Raw genomic sequence first — 19,936 nt, forward strand, 5'->3', positions numbered from 1 at the left:
ATTTTTATGCGTGTAACGCTCTTCCATCTACAGCAAGTGCTGCTTCACCAATCGCCTCAGATAATGATGGATGCGGATGAATTGTATGTGCTACTTCCCAAGGTGTTGCATCAAGTACTCTTGCAAGACCCGCTTCAGAAATCATATCTGTTACATGTGGTCCAATCATATGAACACCAAGAATGTCATTTGTCTCTTCATCAACTACAAGTTTTACGAAACCATCTGATTCTCCGTATACAAGTGCTTTTCCGATTGCGCGGAATGAGAACTTACCTACTTTTAACTTATAGCCTTTTTCTTTCGCTTCTTGTTCTGTTAAACCGACAGAAGCAACTTCTGGACTGCTATATACGCATTTTGATACCATAGAGTAATCAATTGGTGTAACTTCTTTCCCTGCAATATGTTCTACTGCAGCAATTCCTTCATGAGAAGCAACGTGAGCAAGTTGCAGGCCACCGATTACATCTCCAATTGCGTAAATATGCGATTCTTTCGTTTGATAAAACTCATTTGTTTGAATGTATCCTTTTTCCACAACGATATCTGTGTTCTCTAAGCCAATATTTTGCGTATTCGCTTGTCTTCCTACAGATACAAGCATTTTTTCTGCTTTAAATTCTTTATTTTCACCGTTGTGTTCAGCTTGGATTGTTACTCCATTATCTTTTACCAATGTTTCTGGTAATACTTTTGCACCAGTTACCACTTTAATACCTTTTTTCTTGAATAGACGTTGCATTTCTTTTGAAACGTCTTGATCTTCTAGTGGTAATATTGTTTTTGCATACTCTAATACTGTAACTTCTACACCGAAGTCAGCAAGCATAGATGCCCACTCAATACCGATTACACCGCCACCAACGATAATAATCGAACTAGGAAGCGTTTCCATTTTTAGGGCATGATCTGAAGACATTACGTACTCTCCGTCTAATTCTAAACCTGGTAATGAATTTGGACGAGAACCTGTTGCAATAAGTACATTTTTTGGAATTAACATTTCATTCTCTTCTCCACTTGCAAGTTCAACTGAAATTGTCCCTGGCATCGGAGAGAAAATAGATGGGCCAAGAATACGGCCAATACCTTCAAACACATCAATTTTACCTTGTTTCATTAAGTGTTGAACGCCTTTATGAAGCTGCGTTACAATCTTCTCTTTACGCTCTTGTACTTTCGCAAAGTTTAGTTCTACATTGCTTGCAATAACTCCGAACTCTTCGCTTTTTTTAGCAGTTGCATATACTTCCGCACTACGTAAAAGAGCTTTACTAGGGATACATCCTTTGTGTAAACAAGTACCACCAAGATTTTCTTTTTCGACTAGTGCAGTTTTTAACCCTAGTTGTGATGCACGAATTGCAGCAACATATCCACCAGTACCGCCGCCAACGATGACTAAATCATATTCTTTTGCCATTATCTCAACCCCTAGCTACCGTTTCTTTTTCACGTACAACGTATTCTTTTGGAGCTTCTTCTTCACGTAATACACGAAGTGCTCCTTCTGCTAACGCTTCTAACTCATCTTCGCCTGGATGTACGATAACATCTGCAATCCAGTCCACTCGCTCTTTTATTTCATCGACAAGAATTTTACTGTATGCCAGTCCACCAGTTAATACGATTGCATCGATTTTCCCGTGAAGTACAGCGCTAGCTCCGCCAATCTCTTTTGCAACTTGATATGCCATTGCTTTATAAATAAGAGTTGCTTCAGGATCACCTTTTTCAACCATTTTCTCTACTTTAATCGCATCATTTGTACCGATTAAACTTACAAGTCCACCTTGTCCGACAAGCTTTTTAATCATTTCATCTCGGTAATACTCACCAGAGAAACACATTTCTACTAGTTGCCCTACTGGTACTGTACCAGCACGCTCTGGACTAAATGGTCCTTCTCCGTTTAAACCGTTATTCACATCGATTACTCTTCCTTTTTTATGAGCACCAACTGTAATACCACCGCCCATATGTGTAACTAATAAATTTAAATCCTCATATTTGTGGTTTAACTGTTCGGCTACTTTACGAGCAACTGCTTTTTGATTTAATGCATGGAAGATACTTTTACGTTCCATACCAGCAATACCACTTATACGAGCAACTGGCTCCATTTCATCTACAACGACAGGATCCACAATAAATGCAGGAATGTTTAATCCAGAAGCAATTTCATATGCTAAAATGCCTCCAAGGTTTGAAGCGTGATGACCGCTAAACCCATTTTTTAAATCTTCTAACATCGCATCGTTTACTGTATACGTACCGCCTTCGATTGGACGAAGTAATCCACCACGTCCACAAACAGCGTTTAATTTTGAAATGTTAATACCATGAGAATGTAGAACTTCTAAAATCGTTTCTTTTCGAAACTCATATTGGTCGATAATTCGCTTGTATTTCCCAATCTGTTCTACGTCATGACGAATCGTTTCTTCTAAAACGGGTCTTTCATTATCAAAAACACCAATTTTTGTGGATGTACTACCTGGGTTAATAACAAGAATTCGATTTACAGACAATGTTGCTACCTCCACTAATAAATTCAAAAGGAAGTGGAAACCTCATAAGAGGTAACCACGCCTTTTGTAAAAGTTATATATGAATGATTAGCGACGGCTAATAATATCGTGACCGTTGCGTAAGTAAGTGCTACGAGAATTTTTCAAGCTTGCAATGCGCTCTTCAGCTAGACGATCTGCCGCTACATAAGTTGCTATGCCATCGCGTTTTGAAATTTCGATTACTTTTGCAATTGTGTCATAAATAGACTCAACACGTTTTAGTGCACGTTCTCTATTGTATCCATATAATTCGTCTGCTACGTTAATTACGCCACCTGCATTAATTACATAATCTGGTGCGTATACAATACCCATTTCATGAATGATGTCACCGTGACGATTTTCTTTTAATTGGTTATTTGCAGAACCTGCGATTACTTTTGCTTTAAGTTGTGGAATAGTTTCATCATTAACTGTTGCGCCTAATGCACATGGTGCGTAAATATCGCATTCAACACCGTAAATTTCATTTGGTTCAACTGCTGATGCACCGAATTCTTCTACAGCACGTTGTACAGCTTCTTTATTAATATCTGTAACGATTAATTTTGCTCCTTCAGCGTGTAAATGTTTGCATAGGTGATATGCTACGTTACCAACGCCTTGAACAGCAATTACTTTTCCTTCTAAATTGTCAGTACCGAAAGCTTCTTTTGCAGCTGCTTTCATACCACGGTAAACACCGTATGCAGTTACTGGAGATGGGTTACCAGAAGAACCGAATGATGGTGAGATACCTGTTACAAAGTCAGTTTCTTCATGAATAATATCCATATCATCTACTGTTGTACCAACATCTTCAGCTGTAATGTAACGTCCGTTTAGTCCTTGGATATAACGTCCTAGTGCACGGAACATTGCTTCGCTCTTATCTTTACGAGGATCACCGATAATTACTGTTTTCGCACCACCTAAGTTTAAACCAGCTGCTGCGTTTTTGTATGTCATCCCTTTTGCAAGACGCAATGCATCTTCAATCGCCGCTTCTTCAGAATCATATGTCCACATTCTTGTTCCACCAAGAGCCGGTCCAAGTGTTGTATCATGAATTGCAATAATTGCTTTTAAACCAGATTCTTTATCTTGACAAAATACTACTTGCTCATAATCATATTTTTCTAAGTATTCGAAGATTTCTAATGTCATTGTCGTTTCCCCCTAATGTTTTACCCTTTTTGGTTTATTTTGAAGCAGTCGCAACTGCCAATGCTAATGAATATACTTTTGTTTCTGCTGAATCAGCACGAGATGTTAAAACAATCGGTGCTGTTGCGCCAGCAATCATTGCTCCTACTTTTGCATCCGCAAAGTATACGAGTGATTTATATAGCACATTTCCAGCTTCAATCGTTGGGACGAGTAAAATATCTGCCTTACCTGCTACATCACTTACTATGCCTTTATGCTCTGCTGCAATTTGTGATACTGCATTATCTAAAGCAAGTGGTCCATCAACGATACAATCTTTAATTTGTCCGCGGCGATTCATTTGTGTTAACATCGCTGCATCAATTGTCGCCTGCATCGCTGGATTCACAACTTCTACTGCTGCGATTGGTGCCACTTTGGGCAAGTCGATTCCTATTGCCTGGGCAACTTCTACAGTATTTTGTATAATAGCAGCTTTTTGTGTTACGTCAGGTGCGATGTTCATCGCTGCATCTGTAACGAAAATAAGACGGTCGTAATTTTGAACTTCAAATGCTGCTACATGTGAAAGTACGCTACCTTTACGTAGGCCCCACTCTTTGTTTAACACAGCCTTCAAAATATTCGCTGTTGGGATGTTCCCCTTCATAAGCACATCTGCTTCACCATTTCTCACAGCTTTAACAGAAAGTTCTGCAGCTTCAGCACTAGACATTGCTGCAATCACTTCAACATGTTCTGAAGTTTGTAAACCATGTTCTTGTAGCATCCCCATTATTTTTTCTTGATTTCCATATAGACGAAATTGAGCTAGCTGTAATTTAATTGCTTTCGCTACAGCTTCAATTACTTCATGATCTTCAGCTACTGCTACAGCCACAGTTTTTTTAGGCTTTCCTGCTGCTTGATCAATTAAGTATTCTAACTTCATATTTTGTAATCAACCCTTTCCGTCGTCCCTCGTCTATTTATAAAGCAAATACCGTGCCAACTTTTAAAAGTGGTCTTACCAATAATGAAAACGCATTCAAAATGCAGTAAAATCAATACTTTGGAAAATAACGAAAGATTCTGTCTTATTTTGTCGCTTTTTGTATACCATGCAATAAATTGCACGGTACGCAATTTATTGCATGCTATTTTTTGCATGGTCATACTTTTCTAGCTTGTAATATAAATTTCGAACGGAAATTCCTAACGCTTTTGCAGTTTGTGTTTTATTCCCATCAAATCTCTCCAAATATTCATAAATAATATTCCCTTCAAACTCTGTCACTAAATGTTCAAGTGGCTTTTCTTCTAATTCAGGTAATAAATGAGATTGCTTTGACTCCACCTGCTCTTCGTTATGTAATGGCGGTAAATGGTGTACATCAATATAGGTCTCGTTATAATTCATAAAGATAATAGCTCTCCCCAAAATATTTTCAAGTTCCCTCACATTTCCTGGCCATTCGTATGATTGTAAATATAAAACGGCTGAATCAGTGAGCCCTTCTACATTACGACCGTAATCTTGATTAATTTTTTGAATCAATCTGTCCGCAATTGTCGGTATATCTCCTTTACGTTGACGAAGAGATGGAATTTGAATTGGAATTTTATTTAATCGATAATATAAATCCTCCCTAAACTTTCCTTCTAGAATAGCCTTTTCTAAATTCACATGTGTCGCTGCAATTACTCGAACATTAATAGGTATCGCTTTCGTTCCACCAACTTTTACAATTTCTTTTTCCTGCAATACACGAAGGAGTTTCGCTTGTGTATTTGCAGACAACTCCCCTATTTCATCTAAAAAAATACTACCGTTATTCGCTTCCTCAAAGAACCCACGTTTCCCGCCTCTTTTCGCTCCAGAAAACGCCCCTTCCTCATAACCAAATAATTCACTTTCTAACAACGTCTCCGAAATGGCCGCACAGTTTACACGGACGAACTTATTGTATTTTCGATTACTTCCATTATGGATTGCATGTGCAAACAATTCTTTACCAGTCCCAGATTCCCCGCGTAACAGTACTGTTGCTGGTGTATTCGCTCCTAGCTTCGCCTGTTCGATAGCTGCTGTTGTTTCATCTGAATTTCCGACAATATCATCAAATGAATATTTCGCTTCTAATGTACGAATAATTTGCCTTGCTCTATTCAATTCATTTGTTAATTTTTGAATTTCCGACACGTCACGGATAACACCGACGCTTCCTTTCAATATTCCATCCACAATAACTGGTGCTACGTTTACAATTACATCTCGCTTTTTTTGTCCAATCTTCATATGTATTCCGCGCACCGCACGACGCGTTCGAAGTACTTTCATATGCATACTTTCGCCTTCTACAATATCAGTTGTAGCAGGCTTCCCAATAATATCTTCTTCTGTTAAACCCGTTAATTTCGTATATGCTGGGTTAATGACTAAACCTCTTCCTTTTTCATCCACAACCGAAATCGCTTCTTCAGATGAGTTAATAATTGCCTCTAATAGTGTTTGAATTTCTTTTAAGTCTGTAACTTCTTCCGCAAGATCTACAACTTCTGTTATATCTTTAAAAATTGCAAATGCCCCTTGTACCTCTCCTCCTTCTTTTAATATTGGAATACGCGTTGTAATAATTTTCTTTCCATTCTCTAATGTCAGTTCATAATTTACTTCTATTTGTTTCGTACGTATAATGCGAAGTAATTTACTAGTTGGAATGACTTCTAAAATATACTTTCCTATCGCCTCTTCTTTTTTATATCCGATAATACGCTCTGCACTTTTATTAAAAAGACGAACTTGTCCCTCTCGATCAATTACAATCATGCCGTCATGTGTAGAATTTAAAATTAATTCTCCTTGTTGCGTCTGTTCCTCTAACCGCCCAATTAGCCCTTCCTTCTCATGCGCTAATCCTGTAACAATTTTTGCGATATCACCTGGTATAAGAAGAGTGTCTTTTTTCTTTTTTTCTAATAAAACTTTATGTACATCATCTTCACCTGTCATATCAAATATTACATCGATATGCATAGAAAGAAATGGAGTTACACTTTCTCCAATTGCAATCCCGTATTCCTTAGCAATTTGTAGTCCTTTTGCCAACGGATTTATATCAATAATCCCTATAATTTGAAATATATTCGAACTTTGTAACAGATTCAGCAGTGCGCTCCCGCCTTCACCTGCACCAACAATTAATACTTTTTGTTTCATATATTACACTTCCTCTCGAAGTAACTCTGCAAATTTTTTCACACCCTTATCTTACTCGTTCAGCACCCTCTTGACAAACCCCCTTTCCGTATAACATCATTAAAATATACGAAATAATCTGAAAAGGAGCGTTATGTATGCAGCGTTACGTTGCTCTACTATTAGCAATCATCCCTATTTCATTAGCTGTGTTTGGTATAAAGTTAATGAGAGATACTGTATTCGGGATTCTATTTCCACCAATTTCCATACTGTGGTTACAATTTTTAATCGGCGCTCTCTGCTTCGCGCTCGGGTTTTATATCTTTGGTGGCTTCGTCTTGCACCGAGATCGCAAACGAAATAAAGTACAAGCTCGCTTTAGAAGATAGGAATGCCCCACTATTTATAAATAAAAAAATGAGACCGTTACACGCGGTCTCATTTTTTTATTGGCAATAACGTTCTTGCCGTTTCAGGGTAATCAGTAATAATCGCCGATATATTCATATCAAAATATTTACGCATAAGCGTTTCTTCATTAATTGTATAAGGGCGAACTTCTACACCACTTTCCATCGTTAGTTCGGCAATAGCATCTTGAAGATAACGATAATTCGGATGTACTGCTGTAGCCCCCATTTTTTTCGCGTATGCCCACGGACTATGCAAACCTTCGCGATATAAAATTGCTGTTTGAATATCAGGAGCCATCATATGGCACCGTTTCATACTGTAGTGATTAAACGAAGAAAATATAACACGATCCTCTAGACTAAATTTCCGTACAAGCGTTATAACTTCTTCCTCTAAACCTCTGTATGGAATTTTATTATTTTTAAGTTCAATATTAAGTAGCAAACTCGTTTGTTCAAGCCATTCTAATACCTCTTCTAAAAGTGGTATTTTACAAAAACCTACTTTATCACCAAATTTATAACTTGCATCTAACTTGCATAAGTCCTCATATACATAATTCCGAACCGCACCTTTTCCATTTGTTGTCCGGTCCACCGTTTCATCGTGAATGACGACAACTTTTCCATCTTTCGTTAATTGAACATCAAGTTCAATTCCATCCGCTCTAAAAGACTCAGCTGCTTCAAATGAAATCATTGTATTTTCTGGGTACGTTCCAGCCGCACCACGATGTGCAAATATAAGAGTCATCCTCACTCCCCCAATCTTATGCTATACTATACGAAAAAGGAGGTACTTCTATGAGACCATTACAAATCTCTCCAGATACTGCAGTCCGCTTATCAAAAGCACTAGGTGTTCCACTTGAACAACTCATGCATATGCCGCAGCACATTTTAATTCAAAAACTAGTTGAATTAGAAAAACAAAATAAAGACGAAGAATAATACAGTCCTGTTTTGCAGGACTTTTTATTATATCACGGATGCCTTTCCTACTAAAATCCTTTAACAGATGTACTACGATGTGATTTAGCCGTTCCTTCATCATTTAATAATGAATCACATCTTTTCTTTTTTGTTACACGTCATAAAGAAAGCAGACCATTTATTTATAAGTCCCCATTGCGTCCTAAAAACACGATCATAAAAAAACTAGAAGCCCTTTATATTGTTTTTTATTGAACGTGCGGAGCATCCCCTGATTCGTATAGTTCTTTCGCTTTTTCCTCCCCGAATGTAGTTAAAATATAATGTTGCTCTTCTAACGCATCCATTGCTCTAGTTGCTTTACAAACGCTATCTTCTTGAGCATCTGAGAAATAATTGTGATCTTCTACAATTTTACTAAAATCTTTTTTCGCCCATCTATCAGCAATTGCTAAAAGTTCATTTTTCTTCGCAAAGCTACTCTTATTTATAATTTCTTTTAATTTTTTAGTATTACTTTGAATCATTGGGATAGAGCCCGATTTTCGTTCTGCCACCACTTTTTGATGAGTCATGCGATGCATCGCTGTAATGACTTCGCTTTCAGTAGAATTTTCAGTAACATACACATCAACAAAGACCCCATCTACCTCTCTACCTACTATTGTTTGGTCTTCTTTTTTATCTATTTGAGCACTCACTTCTTTATCTACGGGATTATCTACAAGTTCTAACATTCCAAATGTAACTGCAATAGCAAGAACTCCCATAGCTGCTACTATTCCTAGCCAAGTTGAAATTTTATTTTCCATTCCCCTTCTCCCTATCTATATCTATTTTATTGCCTTATAAAAAACTCACTTACATGTAATATTACTAAAAATAGGTTTTATTTTCCATACTATCAAATAATCTCTTTTTCTCAACAAAATAAAAAGACCAACGAATTATAACATTCATTGGTCTTTAAATAAAAAGTTCATTGGTTTTAAATTTGATATCGAGTATCAATTTCAAGAATTATTAAGCTTTACTAAAGCTTAAATCCCTTACTACTTTTACTCTCAACTAGCTTTATGTTCAAGTCTCAGCTTATCCGCAACCATTGCGATAAACTCAGAATTCGTAGGTTTTGCTTTTGACATGGATACTGTATAACCGAATAAGGACGAAATAGAATCAATATTCCCACGGCTCCAAGCTACTTCAATTGCGTGACGAATTGCGCGCTCCACACGGCTTGCTGTTGTATTATATTTCTTTGCGATATCTGGATACAATACTTTCGTAATCGATCCTAATAATTCGATATCATTGTATACCATGGAGATTGCTTCTCGTAAATACATATATCCTTTAATATGAGCGGGTACACCAATTTCATGAATGATACTCGTAATACTCGCATCTAAGTTTTTCGGTTTTCCATCTACTGTTGTGGCTGATCGGAATGATGGTAGTGGACGCTTAATCATAGTGTTTGCTTTACCACTCACTTGACGAATATGACTCGTTAAATTCTCCATATCAAATGGTTTTAATATGAAATATGAGGCACCTAAGTCAACTGCTTTTTTCGTCACATCTTCTTGGCCAAATGCTGTCAACATAATTACGCTAGGCTGTTTTAACCTTTCAATATGTCGCATTTTCTCCAATACAGCTAAACCATCTAAGTGTGGCATAATAATGTCTAAAACGAGTACATCAGGTTGCTTATCTGTTAATAAGTTTAAACACTCTTGACCATTATAAGCAGTACCGATTACTTCCATATCATCTTGAGCGGCTACATAGCTCTCTAACATTGATACTAGTTCTTTATTATCATCCACAAGACATACTTTAATTTTCTCCACAGCTTTTCCTCCCTTACCGAATCGATTCTCCGACATGTGTATCCTTCTAGGCTACATGAATTGTTCGACAATTGTGTGAAAATTCCCTTTTAAAGTTTCTTACTTTCCGATAAAATCACAAAAAAATATGTTTATCGTTCATTTATTCCCTTTCGCAACACATTCCATCATAGAAATACAACGAAACGTTCAACCCTTTCCTTTTATTTTACAACAAAAAACACCTCTTGCGGAGCTTTTACAAAATTTCAACGAATTTTTCAACAGAAAAAGCGAGCTAATAATATATATTAGCTCGCTTTTTTCTCTTGATCATAAATATTAATTCCAGCTTGATGTAACATCCATTCAATATGAACACCATATCCTGATGTTGGATCATTTACAAATACATGTGTAACAGCACCAATTACTTTTCCATTTTGTACAATTGGACTTCCGCTCATTCCTTGTACGATACCGCCCGTTTTCGCTAATAGGCGTTTATCTGTTACTTTTATTACCATACCCTTTGTGGCTGGGAATTTTTGCTGCACTGTACTAACAACTTCAATATCAAACGCTTCTACTTTATCTTGATCAATAACTGTTAATATTTTTGCCGGTCCTTCTTTTACTTGATGAGATAATGCGATAGGCATTGCTTTATCCATTATACCGTTTTTCATATTCGTATTTAATTTTCCAAAAATACCATATGGACTATTAATTGTAATATTGCCAATCACTTCACGGTCTGGTGAGAATCTTGCTAATTTCTCCCCTGGATTCCCATGACTACCTCTTTCAATTGATGTAACTGTCGAGCGCATAATTTGTCCATCTTCGACTTGAATCGGCTTTTTCGTATCATTATCAGAAATAACATGACCAAGTGCCCCATATTTCATAGAATCTGGATGAACAAATGTCATCGTTCCAATTCCAGCTGCCGAATCACGGATATACAAGCCAATTCGATAAGACGATTCACCGTTGTCTTTTTGTGGAGTTAGCTTCGTACGAATATATTTTCCATCTCTTAACAATACAAGATTAAGCGGTTCACCTGTTTCTCCACTATTATGAATAAACGGTGCTACATCACTCATTCTTTCAATTGTTTTACCATTAATTTCAGTAATCATATCTCCAATTTGTACACCTGCTGTTTCACCAGGAGATATTTTACCTTTTTCAGTTTGAATTAAATGATGGCCTACAACAAGTACACCTTTTGTATTTAATTTCACACCAATTGATTGTCCACCTGGAATCACTTTAAAATCTTTTAACACTTTCACATTTACTTTTTTCACTGGAAAACCAGCAAGCTGAAATACCATATCAGCTTCACCATTTTGATGAGAATTTACCATAAGTCCTTGTTTTTGTTCATTCGAACTCACTGTAAATACATGACGATTTGTGGATGAAGCTTTGAAAACTGGTAATGATGATATTTCTGATTGTTGCCCTTCAAAAACAACAAGTTGTTTCGGTGATGAAATAAACGTTCGAAGCGGTTTAAAACATCCAATAAAAACTAAAGAAACAAGGAGACAAAGACCTATTATTTTTCGAAATTTTTCTAATTTCAACTTGTTCACTCTCCTCGCTCCTACCCCACATTCAGCCTCTTGGCTTCACTTTTTAATCTCTCCTTGCAGTGCTTTATTTATAACCGGAAGAATTAAGAAATCGTCATTTGAGAAAAAAAGCTATCCATTACTGGATAGCCTCTGCTGTCTGTTTAAAATGATGCGCTTGCGTAAGTAATTCTTTCGCATGCTCTGTCGTTAAATCTGTGATTTCCACACCAGAAATCATTCGAGCTATTTCTGTTACTTTATCCTCCATAGTTAAAACAGTAACTGATGTAATTGTCCGATCATTCGCTACTTGTTTTCGAATAAATAAATGTGAATCCGCCATTGAAGCTACTTGAGGTAAGTGCGTAATACAAAGTACTTGCGAGTTTACTGATACTCGATAAATTTTTTCCGCAATAGCCTGTGCGACCCGGCCACTTACACCCGTATCCACTTCATCAAAAATAACAGATGCAACCCCTTGATGCTTAGAAAAAATGCTTTTTAAAGCTAAAATGATACGAGATAACTCTCCGCCAGAAGCAACCTTTGAAAGTGGTTTTAGCGGCTCTCCTGGGTTCGTTGAAATATAAAATTCCACATGATCGTAACCATCCGCCGTAAGTCTTACCGGCGCACCTTCCACAAGGGGCTCTTCTGCATTTCCTTCTCTCTTCATAATTCTCACTTCAAATTTCGTTTTTTCCATATATAATTCTTTTAATTCCTGATGAATTGCATTTGTAAGGTGTTCTGCAAGCTCATGACGCATATTACTTAACAACGTTGCTTCTTTCATAATAACACTTTCTAATTCCTTCAACTGTTTCTTCGTCGTTTCAATATGAACGTCTTTATTTTCAATCGTAAAAATTTCCTGTTCAATTTTATCAGCATACGCTAAAATCTCTTCTACATTATTTCCATATTTTCTCTTTAGCATACGAATTTCATTCAAACGTGTTTCGATTTCATCTAAACGATTTGGATCATATTCCATCATATCGAGCTTTTCCCTCAGTTGATAGGCAACCTCTTCTAATAAGTAATAGCTATTTGCAATTGAATCATGATTCTCTTGATACACTTCATCTAAATGTGTAATACTTTCCATTTGCCCCATTGCACTTCTTACATTATCTAATCCTTGTCCGTCGGCACTTAAAGAACGATATGCATCACCTAACGCTTTATAAATCTTTTCAAAATTAGAAATTTGCAATCGTTCCTCAGTTAATTCATTTTCTTCATCCATCTTTAAATCCGCCTTGCGAATTTCCTCGTGCTGAAATTGAATTAAATCTAAGCGATGTGCCATTTGTTGCTCATTTTCACTTAACGATTTCAATTGTTTTTTTAATTTTTCATAGTCAGCGTATACGTTTTGATATATGTCTAATTGTTTAACGATTCGATCCCCATCAAAGTGATCAAGCATAAACAGATGTCGTTCTTCATTCATTAAATCTTGCGTTTCGTGCTGTCCATGAATATCAACAAGTGTTTTCCCAATTTCTTTTAATATGCTAAGTGTAACAAGCTTCCCATTTACACGACATACACTCTTCCCGTTCGCAGCAATATCACGCTTTAAAATAATCATACCATCTTCTATTTCTATATCTAACTCTTCTGCCTTTTCAATACATGGATGCTTCTCATCTTCAACATAAAATAGCCCTTCAATCTCAGCCTTTTCTGTTCCATATCGAACAAATTCTGCTGACCCACGGCCACCTACAAGTAAACTAATTGCATCAATAATAATCGATTTTCCGGCCCCTGTTTCACCGCTTAAAACCGTTAAACCTTTTTGAAAAGAAATATTTAATGCTTCAATAATAGCAAAGTTTCTAATCGATAATTCCGATAACAATGCCCCATTCACCTCGTTATAAAATAATCCCTTACTAAAGGATTTTCTCAGTTCTTCATTCAAATAATCATGCTATATATTTGTATGTATATACTCTTCTAACCCGCTTCATTGTACCAAACATTTGTTTTACGGGTCAATCCATCTATTTTTTAACTTTATGCAAACAAAATATTATATTACAATTGAAAATTCATATTTTTAACCAATAAAAATATCTTGTTCACTTTCCACTTTACGATGGAAAGCAAACAAGATTTTTTGTTACAGCATATTTAAGAAACGATCAGAGACAACACCTGTATCGTCAGGTGTACGGCAAATAATTAAGCAAGTATCATCACCACAGATGGTTCCGATGATCTCATCCCACTCTAAATGATCAATAAGTGCTCCAAGTGAATGAGCGTTACCAGGCAATGTTTTTAGCACAAGCATATGTCCTGCCGTGTCTAATTTTACAAATGAATCCACTAGATTTCGTTTTAATTTTTGTAACGGGTTAAATCGTTGATCTGCTGGCAAGCTATATTTATAGCGCCCATCATGTAATGGCACCTTCACTAAGTGCAGTTCTTTAATATCGCGCGATACTGTTGCTTGCGTTACATTAAATCCCTCATTACGTAAAATATCAACTAATTCATCTTGTGTTTCAATTTCTTTGTTTGCAATAATTTCCCTGATTTTAATATGGCGCTGACCTTTGTTCATACATTTGCACCTCACACTATCTCTTACCATAGTTTAAACATTGGTATACTTCACTTATTTATGTTAACTTATAATTCGTTTCTTGTACACAATTGTTTTTACAATCATTATACAATTACAGCAAAAAGAGGAACAACATATGTTATTCCCCTTTCCCTTTTTGTTTTAGAACGTCATGCGCTTCTGTAACAACTTGCTCTATAGAAATCGGAGAATGATTTTCGCCATTCTCACGTTCACCATGCCATTTCAGATGAATTAAAAATTCAATATTACCATCCCCACCCGTAATTGGTGAGAATGTTAAACCTTCCACATCATAGCCTTCTTTTAAAGCAAACTCGACAATCATTTCTACAACAGCTTCATGTACTTTTCTATCGCGAACGATACCTTTTTTCCCAACTTGCTCTCTTCCAGCTTCAAACTGCGGTTTAATTAACGCTGCTACATCTCCGTTAGGCATAAGCATTGTTTTTAAAACTGGCAGTATAAGCTTTAATGATATAAATGAAACATCAATACTTGCAAATTGAGGTAAACCACGTTCTAAGTCTGCTGGTGTCACGTAACGGAAGTTTGTTCGTTCCATTACAACAACACGCTCATCTTGACGTAATTTCCACGCTAGTTGATTGTATCCTACATCTAATGCATAAGATAATTTCGCTCCATTTTGAAGCGCGCAATCTGTAAAGCCACCAGTTGATGAACCAATATCTATCATAACTTTATCTTGTAAATCAAGATGAAATGTCTCTAATGCCTTTTCAAGTTTATAACCACCACGACTTACATACGGCATAACTTGTCCCTTCACCGTAATCTCAGTATCTTGCGAGATTTTCTCTCCTGGCTTATCAAGTCTCATCTCATTTGCATATACGAGTCCGGCCATAATGGCGCGCTTTGCTTTCTCACGCGTTTCTATAAGTCCTCGCTCTACTAATAGTACATCTACTCTTTCTTTTTTTACGCTCATTTGTTACGCCCTTTTTTGTTTTGATGGAATCATTGTATGAATACGGTCTATAACAGCATCTGTCGTTAAACCAATTTCTTCTAATAATTTTGTTACACTTCCGTGCTCTATGAAGCGGTCTGGAATACCCATTCGTTCAACTAATGCACTATGGTAACCATTTTCAGATGCAAATTCAACTACTCCTGTTCCAAAACCACCGATTAAACAAGCTTCTTCAATCGTTAAAATCGGTATATTCTTTCCTAGAAGATCATGTAAATATGCTTCATCCATTGGTTTAATAAAGCGAGCATTCACTACTTTCACTGAAACCCCAGCTTTTTCAAGACGCTCAGCTGCTTCCATTGCCATTGGTATTGTCGTACCAAACGTTAAAATAGCTGCTTGTGTACCCTCTTTTAACGTCTCCCACGTACCAATTGGAATCGCCTTTAATTCTTTATCCATATGAACGCCAAGTCCATTACCGCGAGCATAACGCAATGCGATTGGTCCATCTTCATATTGCATCGCCGTATAAACTAAATGTTGCCCTTCATTTTCATCTTTCGGCATCATAAGCACCATATTCGGCAAGTGACGTAAGAATGAGATATCAAATACGCCTTGATGCGTTTCACCATCTGCTCCTACTAATCCCGAGCGATCTATTCCGATGAAAACATTTAAATTTTGGCGGCATATATCATGAACAACTTGGTCATATGCTCTTTGTAAAAATGTTGAATAAATTGCTAAGAATGGCTTCATTCCTTGCGTTGCCATACCTGCTGCCATTGTTGTAGCATGCTGTTCTGCAATACCTACATCAATCATACGATCTGGGAATTCTTTTTGGAATTTCTCAAGTTTTGATCCAACAGGCATTGCAGGTGTAATTGCTACGATACGCTCATCCGCTCTCGCTAGCTTAAGTACTGTTTCACTAACGACAGCACTCCATGCTGGTGCAACTTCTTTCGGCTTAACGAAGTCACCTGATTCAATTTTATAAGGTCCTGTTCCATGCCAAGTTCCAATAACGTCACTCTCAGCCGGTTTATAACCTTTTCCTTTTTTCGTAATAACGTGAACAAGCACTGGGCCTTTTGTTTTCTTTGCATATTGCAACGTTTCGAATAACTTTTCATAATCATGCCCATCGACTGGACCTAAATATGTAAAGCCTAACTCTTCGAAAAAGACACCAGATACTAGTAAATATTTAAGACTATCTTTTATTTTCTCTGCTGTCGCAGCCACTTTCCCGCCAACTGCTGGGATTTTCTTTAATATATACTCTAATTCATCTTTTACCCAGTGATATTTTCCTGCGGTACGTAAACGACCGAGCACATTATGAAGCGCACCAACGTTTGGTGCAATTGACATTTCATTATCATTCAAAATAACAATCATGTCTGTTTTTTCATGTCCAATATGGTTCAATGCCTCTAAAGCCATTCCGCCTGTTAAAGCACCATCTCCAATAATTGGTATAACATATTCTTTCGTTTTCTTTAAATCACGTGCCAGAGCCATTCCCATTGCAGCCGATAACGAAGTCGAGCTATGACCAGTTTCCCATACATCGTGCTCACTCTCGCAACGTTTCGGGAAACCACATAGACCTTGATATTGCCTTAATGTACCAAACTCTTTCGCACGTCCAGTTAAAATTTTATGTACATAGGATTGATGTCCTACATCCCATAAAAATTTATCTTGCGGGCTATCAAATAATTTGTGCAGAGCAATTGTGAGTTCTACTACACCTAAATTAGGTGCAATATGTCCACCTGTTTGAGAGAGCTCTTCAATTAAAAACTTACGAATATCCTCACTCAATCCCTCTAGTTCACTGATAGACATATCTTTCAAAAAACTAGGGTTTTGAATTTGCGTTAGATCCACATGGATCACTCACTTTCATTTCATAATCTGTCAACATGTCAAATATTATAAAAAACATTTACACAAAACAAGAAATTCTCTTTTCTATTTTTCGTCTTGTCCCGCTATTAACCAGTCTATTGCGCCCTAATCCTATTATAAACCATATTTCTTTAGGCGATGAAAAAAATAGCCGCTAACACGAAGTGATAACGGCAATGTAATCTACATATATTTTTGCCAATAACAAGAAAAGAAAAACCTTTTCCTACATTTATATCATAAAATGATGAATGACTCAACAAATGAAAACGCTGTTATATTAGTTATTACGTTTTGCAATCAAATCACAAATAGATAGTAAATATTCATCTTGTAATTGCAAGGAACTAATCGCACCTTTTGCTTCTGCAATTGTTTCTTCTAAAATATCTTTTGCTCTATCTACAGTAAACAACGTTGTATATGTGCTCTTTTCATTAGAAAGATCGCTACCAATCGGTTTTCCAATCTCTTCTTCAGTTCCTTCGACATCTAAAATATCATCTCGAATTTGGAAAGCTAGACCGATATATTTGGCAAACGTAAGCAACTTTTCTTCTTGCTCTTCTGTCGCATCAGAAAGTATCGCACCCGCAAGTACAGCAAATTCAAGCAGTTTTCCGGTCTTATGTTTATGGATGTACTCCAATTCATCAATCGTAAGGCGTTTCCCTTCAGCTTCCATATCTGCCACTTGTCCGCCAACCATTCCTTCTGGTCCTGCTGCTTTTGCAAGTTCAAGTACAAGTCTTACTTTTTTTTCGGCAGAAATTTCTTTTTGCTCATATGCCATAATAACTTGAAAAGCATACGTCAATAAGCCATCTCCTGCTAAAACTGCCATCGCTTCACCAAATACTTTGTGATTTGTGGGCTTTCCTCTTCTTAAATCATCATCATCCATACAAGGTAAATCATCATGAACTAATGAATATGTATGAATCATTTCAAGAGCACAAGCTGCACCTACTCCAAGATTTCTTTCTTTCCCAAACGCTTGTAATGTTGCAAACAAAAGTAACGGGCGGAGACGTTTTCCACCCGCTTCCAAAGAATATGCCATCGCTTCACGAAGTACATTTGGACATTGTAATTCATTTGCATAGCTTACAAGTTTTTCTTCTACGAAAGTTTTACTTTCTTTCAAAAAAGTATCAAAAGCAATCGTCACTATGCTTCATCTCCTAAAGCAGTAAACGGTTCAAGCTCTCCATCTTCCCCAAGAATAACTGCCATTTGTTCTTGTACATTCTTCAGCTTCTCATCACAAAGCTTAGATAATTCCATACCTTCTTTAAAATAAGAAATCGCTTCTTCTAAAGGTACGTCACCTTGTTCTAGCTTAGAAACAAGATGCTCAAGTTGCGAAATTGCCTCTTCAAAGCTTAATTTATTTTCCATTATTCAATTCACGCTCCTCTATGCCTGATACGCTACAATCTAGTATTCCATCTTGTAATTGAACTGAAACAGCATCTCCAAGGCTTACATCTTTCACACTTTTTAACACTTGCTTCTCTTCATCATATACAAGCCCGTACCCTCTCATCATTACTTTAAGCGGACTTAACGCTTCAAGTTTTTGAGCAGCTCTTACAAAGGCAAATTCTTTCGTTTGAAGTAACGTTTGCATTTCACGTTGTAATTGCTTTTGCAACGTTTCAACAGCTACCTTCGTTTGCATAATTTTTTGAGATGGGTGGTGCTTCTCTAAATAAAATGAAAGTTGCTTTAACTGATTCACCTTTTTATCAATATAGCGCTCTTTCGCTAAAACAAGCTGTTCTAACGCTCTATCTAATTGCTCTTCCTTTTGCTCATATACTTGTCTTGGATAACGGAACGCATACGATTTTTGCAACACTTGTAGTTTTTCTTCTTTTTTATGTACTAACTCTCTCATTGCTCTTTGCAATCTCAGAGTTCTTTGTAATACTTTTTCTTGTAACTCTATAATGTTAGGTGCTGCCAGCTCAGCTGCTGCAGTCGGTGTTGGCGCGCGTAAATCTGCAACAAAATCTGCGATTGTAAAATCCGTTTCATGGCCTACTGCCGAAATAATAGGAATTTCACTCTTAAAGATTGCTCTTGCAACCATTTCCTCATTGAAAGCCCATAATTCCTCAATAGAACCTCCACCACGACCAACGATTAGTACATCTATCTCTCCCATTTCATTCGCTGTACGAATCGCTTGTACAATCGAGGGAGCCGCTGACTCCCCTTGTACAAGTACCGGAAATACAATAACATTCCCAATTGGATAACGACGTTTAATCGTTGTTATAATATCACGAATCGCTGCTCCTGTTGGCGACGTAATCACACCTATTGTTTTAGCGTAAGGAGGAATCGCTTTTTTATAAACTTGAGAAAAAAGTCCTTCTTCTTCTAAACGAACTTTTAACTGTTCGTACGCTAAATGTAAATTCCCGACTCCGTCAGGCTGCATGTCTTGAATATAAATTTGATAAGAACCACTCGCCTCGTAAACAGAGATTTTCCCTTTCACGAGTACCTTCATCCCATTTTCAGGTTTGAATTTAATATTACGATTATGGCCCGCAAACATAACCGCTGCGATTCTTGCATTTTCATCTTTCAATGTAAAATACATGTGGCCACGGCTATGATTTTTAAAGTTGGAAATTTCACCTTTTAACCAAACAGACTGCAAATGCGGATCATATTCTATTTTTGTTTTTATATAGCGTGTTAACGCTGTAACGGTTAAATATTGCTTCTCCATTTCTCTCTCCTCATAG

18 protein-coding genes are annotated in these 19,936 nt (G+C 36.9%); 2 read left to right on the plus strand and 16 right to left on the minus strand.

Annotated elements, in window-relative coordinates; genetic code table 11:
• Positions 1-4: 4 nt before the first annotated feature.
• The 5 genes from lpdA to NST86_RS21165 form a co-directional block, all read right to left on the minus strand.
• On the minus strand, positions 5-1,426 hold the full coding sequence (lpdA, locus tag NST86_RS21145) for a dihydrolipoyl dehydrogenase (protein ID WP_001051289.1): 1,422 nt from the start codon (positions 1,424-1,426) through the stop codon (positions 5-7).
• Positions 1,427-1,430: 4 nt separating this feature from the next.
• Entirely contained in the window at positions 1,431-2,534 is a 1,104-nt protein-coding gene (gene buk / locus NST86_RS21150; RefSeq protein WP_000115780.1) for a butyrate kinase, read from the minus strand.
• A gap of 87 nt (positions 2,535-2,621) precedes the next feature.
• Positions 2,622-3,722 (minus strand): leucine dehydrogenase, encoded by a 1,101-nt coding sequence (locus NST86_RS21155; RefSeq protein ID WP_000171357.1) that lies wholly within the window; start codon positions 3,720-3,722, stop codon positions 2,622-2,624.
• 34 nt (positions 3,723-3,756) lie between these two features.
• The gene (gene yqiS, locus NST86_RS21160) at positions 3,757-4,656 is read right to left on the minus strand and encodes a phosphate butyryltransferase (protein WP_016118617.1); all 900 of its coding nucleotides are present in this window, start codon (positions 4,654-4,656) and stop codon (positions 3,757-3,759) included.
• Between the two features lie 195 nt (positions 4,657-4,851).
• Positions 4,852-6,924, minus strand: coding sequence for a sigma-54 interaction domain-containing protein (locus NST86_RS21165; protein ID WP_000810974.1), 2,073 nt, complete (start codon positions 6,922-6,924; stop codon positions 4,852-4,854).
• Positions 6,925-7,061: 137 nt separating this feature from the next.
• On the opposite strand from NST86_RS21165, the gene NST86_RS21170 reads away from it, so the two are divergent.
• Positions 7,062-7,295, plus strand: coding sequence for a DUF2627 domain-containing protein (locus NST86_RS21170; protein WP_061663460.1), 234 nt, complete (start codon positions 7,062-7,064; stop codon positions 7,293-7,295).
• Positions 7,296-7,344: 49 nt separating this feature from the next.
• Here the strand turns inward: NST86_RS21170 and NST86_RS21175 are convergent, their stop codons facing one another.
• Positions 7,345-8,073 (minus strand): glycerophosphodiester phosphodiesterase, encoded by a 729-nt coding sequence (locus NST86_RS21175; protein WP_000172580.1) that lies wholly within the window; start codon positions 8,071-8,073, stop codon positions 7,345-7,347.
• Positions 8,074-8,123: 50 nt separating this feature from the next.
• Between NST86_RS21175 and NST86_RS21180 the strand changes: the two genes are divergently transcribed.
• Positions 8,124-8,270, plus strand: coding sequence for a YycC family protein (locus tag NST86_RS21180; RefSeq protein WP_001247671.1), 147 nt, complete (start codon positions 8,124-8,126; stop codon positions 8,268-8,270).
• 230 nt (positions 8,271-8,500) lie between these two features.
• On the opposite strand, the gene NST86_RS21185 is transcribed toward NST86_RS21180, so the two are convergent.
• The 10 genes from NST86_RS21185 to xseA all read right to left on the minus strand — a co-directional run bounded on the left by NST86_RS21185 (position 8,501) and on the right by xseA (position 19,920).
• Complete coding sequence (locus NST86_RS21185) at positions 8,501-9,064, minus strand: PRK06770 family protein (protein WP_086424074.1); 564 nt, start codon at positions 9,062-9,064, stop codon at positions 8,501-8,503.
• 252 nt (positions 9,065-9,316) lie between these two features.
• Positions 9,317-10,111: a sporulation transcription factor Spo0A gene (spo0A, locus tag NST86_RS21190; RefSeq protein ID WP_021727703.1), complete on the minus strand. Its 795-nt coding sequence runs from the start codon at positions 10,109-10,111 to the stop codon at positions 9,317-9,319.
• A gap of 290 nt (positions 10,112-10,401) precedes the next feature.
• A complete protein-coding gene (spoIVB, locus tag NST86_RS21195; protein ID WP_002000940.1) occupies positions 10,402-11,700 on the minus strand; it encodes a SpoIVB peptidase in 1,299 nt (432 codons plus the stop codon).
• Positions 11,701-11,818: 118 nt separating this feature from the next.
• Complete coding sequence (gene recN / locus NST86_RS21200; protein ID WP_000947765.1) at positions 11,819-13,558, minus strand: DNA repair protein RecN; 1,740 nt, start codon at positions 13,556-13,558, stop codon at positions 11,819-11,821.
• A 264-nt stretch (positions 13,559-13,822) separates the two neighbouring features.
• Complete coding sequence (argR, locus tag NST86_RS21205; RefSeq protein WP_001032580.1) at positions 13,823-14,272, minus strand: arginine repressor ArgR; 450 nt, start codon at positions 14,270-14,272, stop codon at positions 13,823-13,825.
• A 142-nt stretch (positions 14,273-14,414) separates the two neighbouring features.
• Entirely contained in the window at positions 14,415-15,254 is an 840-nt protein-coding gene (locus NST86_RS21210) for a TlyA family RNA methyltransferase (RefSeq protein ID WP_000111874.1), read from the minus strand.
• Positions 15,255-15,257: 3 nt separating this feature from the next.
• Complete coding sequence (dxs, locus tag NST86_RS21215; protein ID WP_000366453.1) at positions 15,258-17,150, minus strand: 1-deoxy-D-xylulose-5-phosphate synthase; 1,893 nt, start codon at positions 17,148-17,150, stop codon at positions 15,258-15,260.
• A 301-nt stretch (positions 17,151-17,451) separates the two neighbouring features.
• Positions 17,452-18,342, minus strand: a complete 891-nt coding sequence (gene ispA, locus NST86_RS21220; protein WP_000150374.1) for a (2E,6E)-farnesyl diphosphate synthase — start codon at positions 18,340-18,342, stop codon at positions 17,452-17,454.
• A complete protein-coding gene (gene xseB, locus NST86_RS21225; protein ID WP_000428423.1) occupies positions 18,342-18,572 on the minus strand; it encodes an exodeoxyribonuclease VII small subunit in 231 nt (76 codons plus the stop codon). The genes ispA and xseB overlap by 1 nt, the downstream gene beginning before the upstream one ends.
• On the minus strand, positions 18,562-19,920 hold the full coding sequence (gene xseA, locus NST86_RS21230) for an exodeoxyribonuclease VII large subunit (protein WP_000415249.1): 1,359 nt from the start codon (positions 19,918-19,920) through the stop codon (positions 18,562-18,564). Before xseA ends, xseB begins: the two co-directional genes overlap by 11 nt.
• Between the last annotated feature and the right edge of the window lie 16 nt (positions 19,921-19,936).

Origin of the sequence: Bacillus sp. FSL L8-0199, assembly GCF_038005705.1 — a bacterium.
GTDB lineage: Bacteria > Bacillota > Bacilli > Bacillales > Bacillaceae_G > Bacillus_A > Bacillus_A cereus.

Excerpts from the sequence above, each read along its gene's own strand:
- lpdA (WP_001051289.1), bottom strand. The coding sequence starts at position 1,426 with ATGGCAAAAGAATATGATTTAGTCATCGTTGGCGGCGGTACTGGTGGA.
- NST86_RS21155 (WP_000171357.1), bottom strand. The coding sequence starts at position 3,722 with ATGACATTAGAAATCTTCGAATACTTAGAAAAATATGATTATGAGCAA.
- yqiS (WP_016118617.1), bottom strand. The coding sequence starts at position 4,656 with ATGAAGTTAGAATACTTAATTGATCAAGCAGCAGGAAAGCCTAAAAAA.
- NST86_RS21165 (WP_000810974.1), bottom strand. The coding sequence starts at position 6,924 with ATGAAACAAAAAGTATTAATTGTTGGTGCAGGTGAAGGCGGGAGCGCA.
- NST86_RS21170 (WP_061663460.1), top strand. The coding sequence starts at position 7,062 with ATGCAGCGTTACGTTGCTCTACTATTAGCAATCATCCCTATTTCATTA.
- NST86_RS21175 (WP_000172580.1), bottom strand. The coding sequence starts at position 8,073 with ATGACTCTTATATTTGCACATCGTGGTGCGGCTGGAACGTACCCAGAA.
- NST86_RS21180 (WP_001247671.1), top strand. The coding sequence starts at position 8,124 with ATGAGACCATTACAAATCTCTCCAGATACTGCAGTCCGCTTATCAAAA.
- NST86_RS21185 (WP_086424074.1), bottom strand. The coding sequence starts at position 9,064 with ATGGAAAATAAAATTTCAACTTGGCTAGGAATAGTAGCAGCTATGGGA.
- argR (WP_001032580.1), bottom strand. The coding sequence starts at position 14,272 with ATGAACAAAGGTCAGCGCCATATTAAAATCAGGGAAATTATTGCAAAC.
- NST86_RS21210 (WP_000111874.1), bottom strand. The coding sequence starts at position 15,254 with ATGAGCGTAAAAAAAGAAAGAGTAGATGTACTATTAGTAGAGCGAGGA.
- xseB (WP_000428423.1), bottom strand. The coding sequence starts at position 18,572 with ATGGAAAATAAATTAAGCTTTGAAGAGGCAATTTCGCAACTTGAGCAT.
- xseA (WP_000415249.1), bottom strand. The coding sequence starts at position 19,920 with ATGGAGAAGCAATATTTAACCGTTACAGCGTTAACACGCTATATAAAA.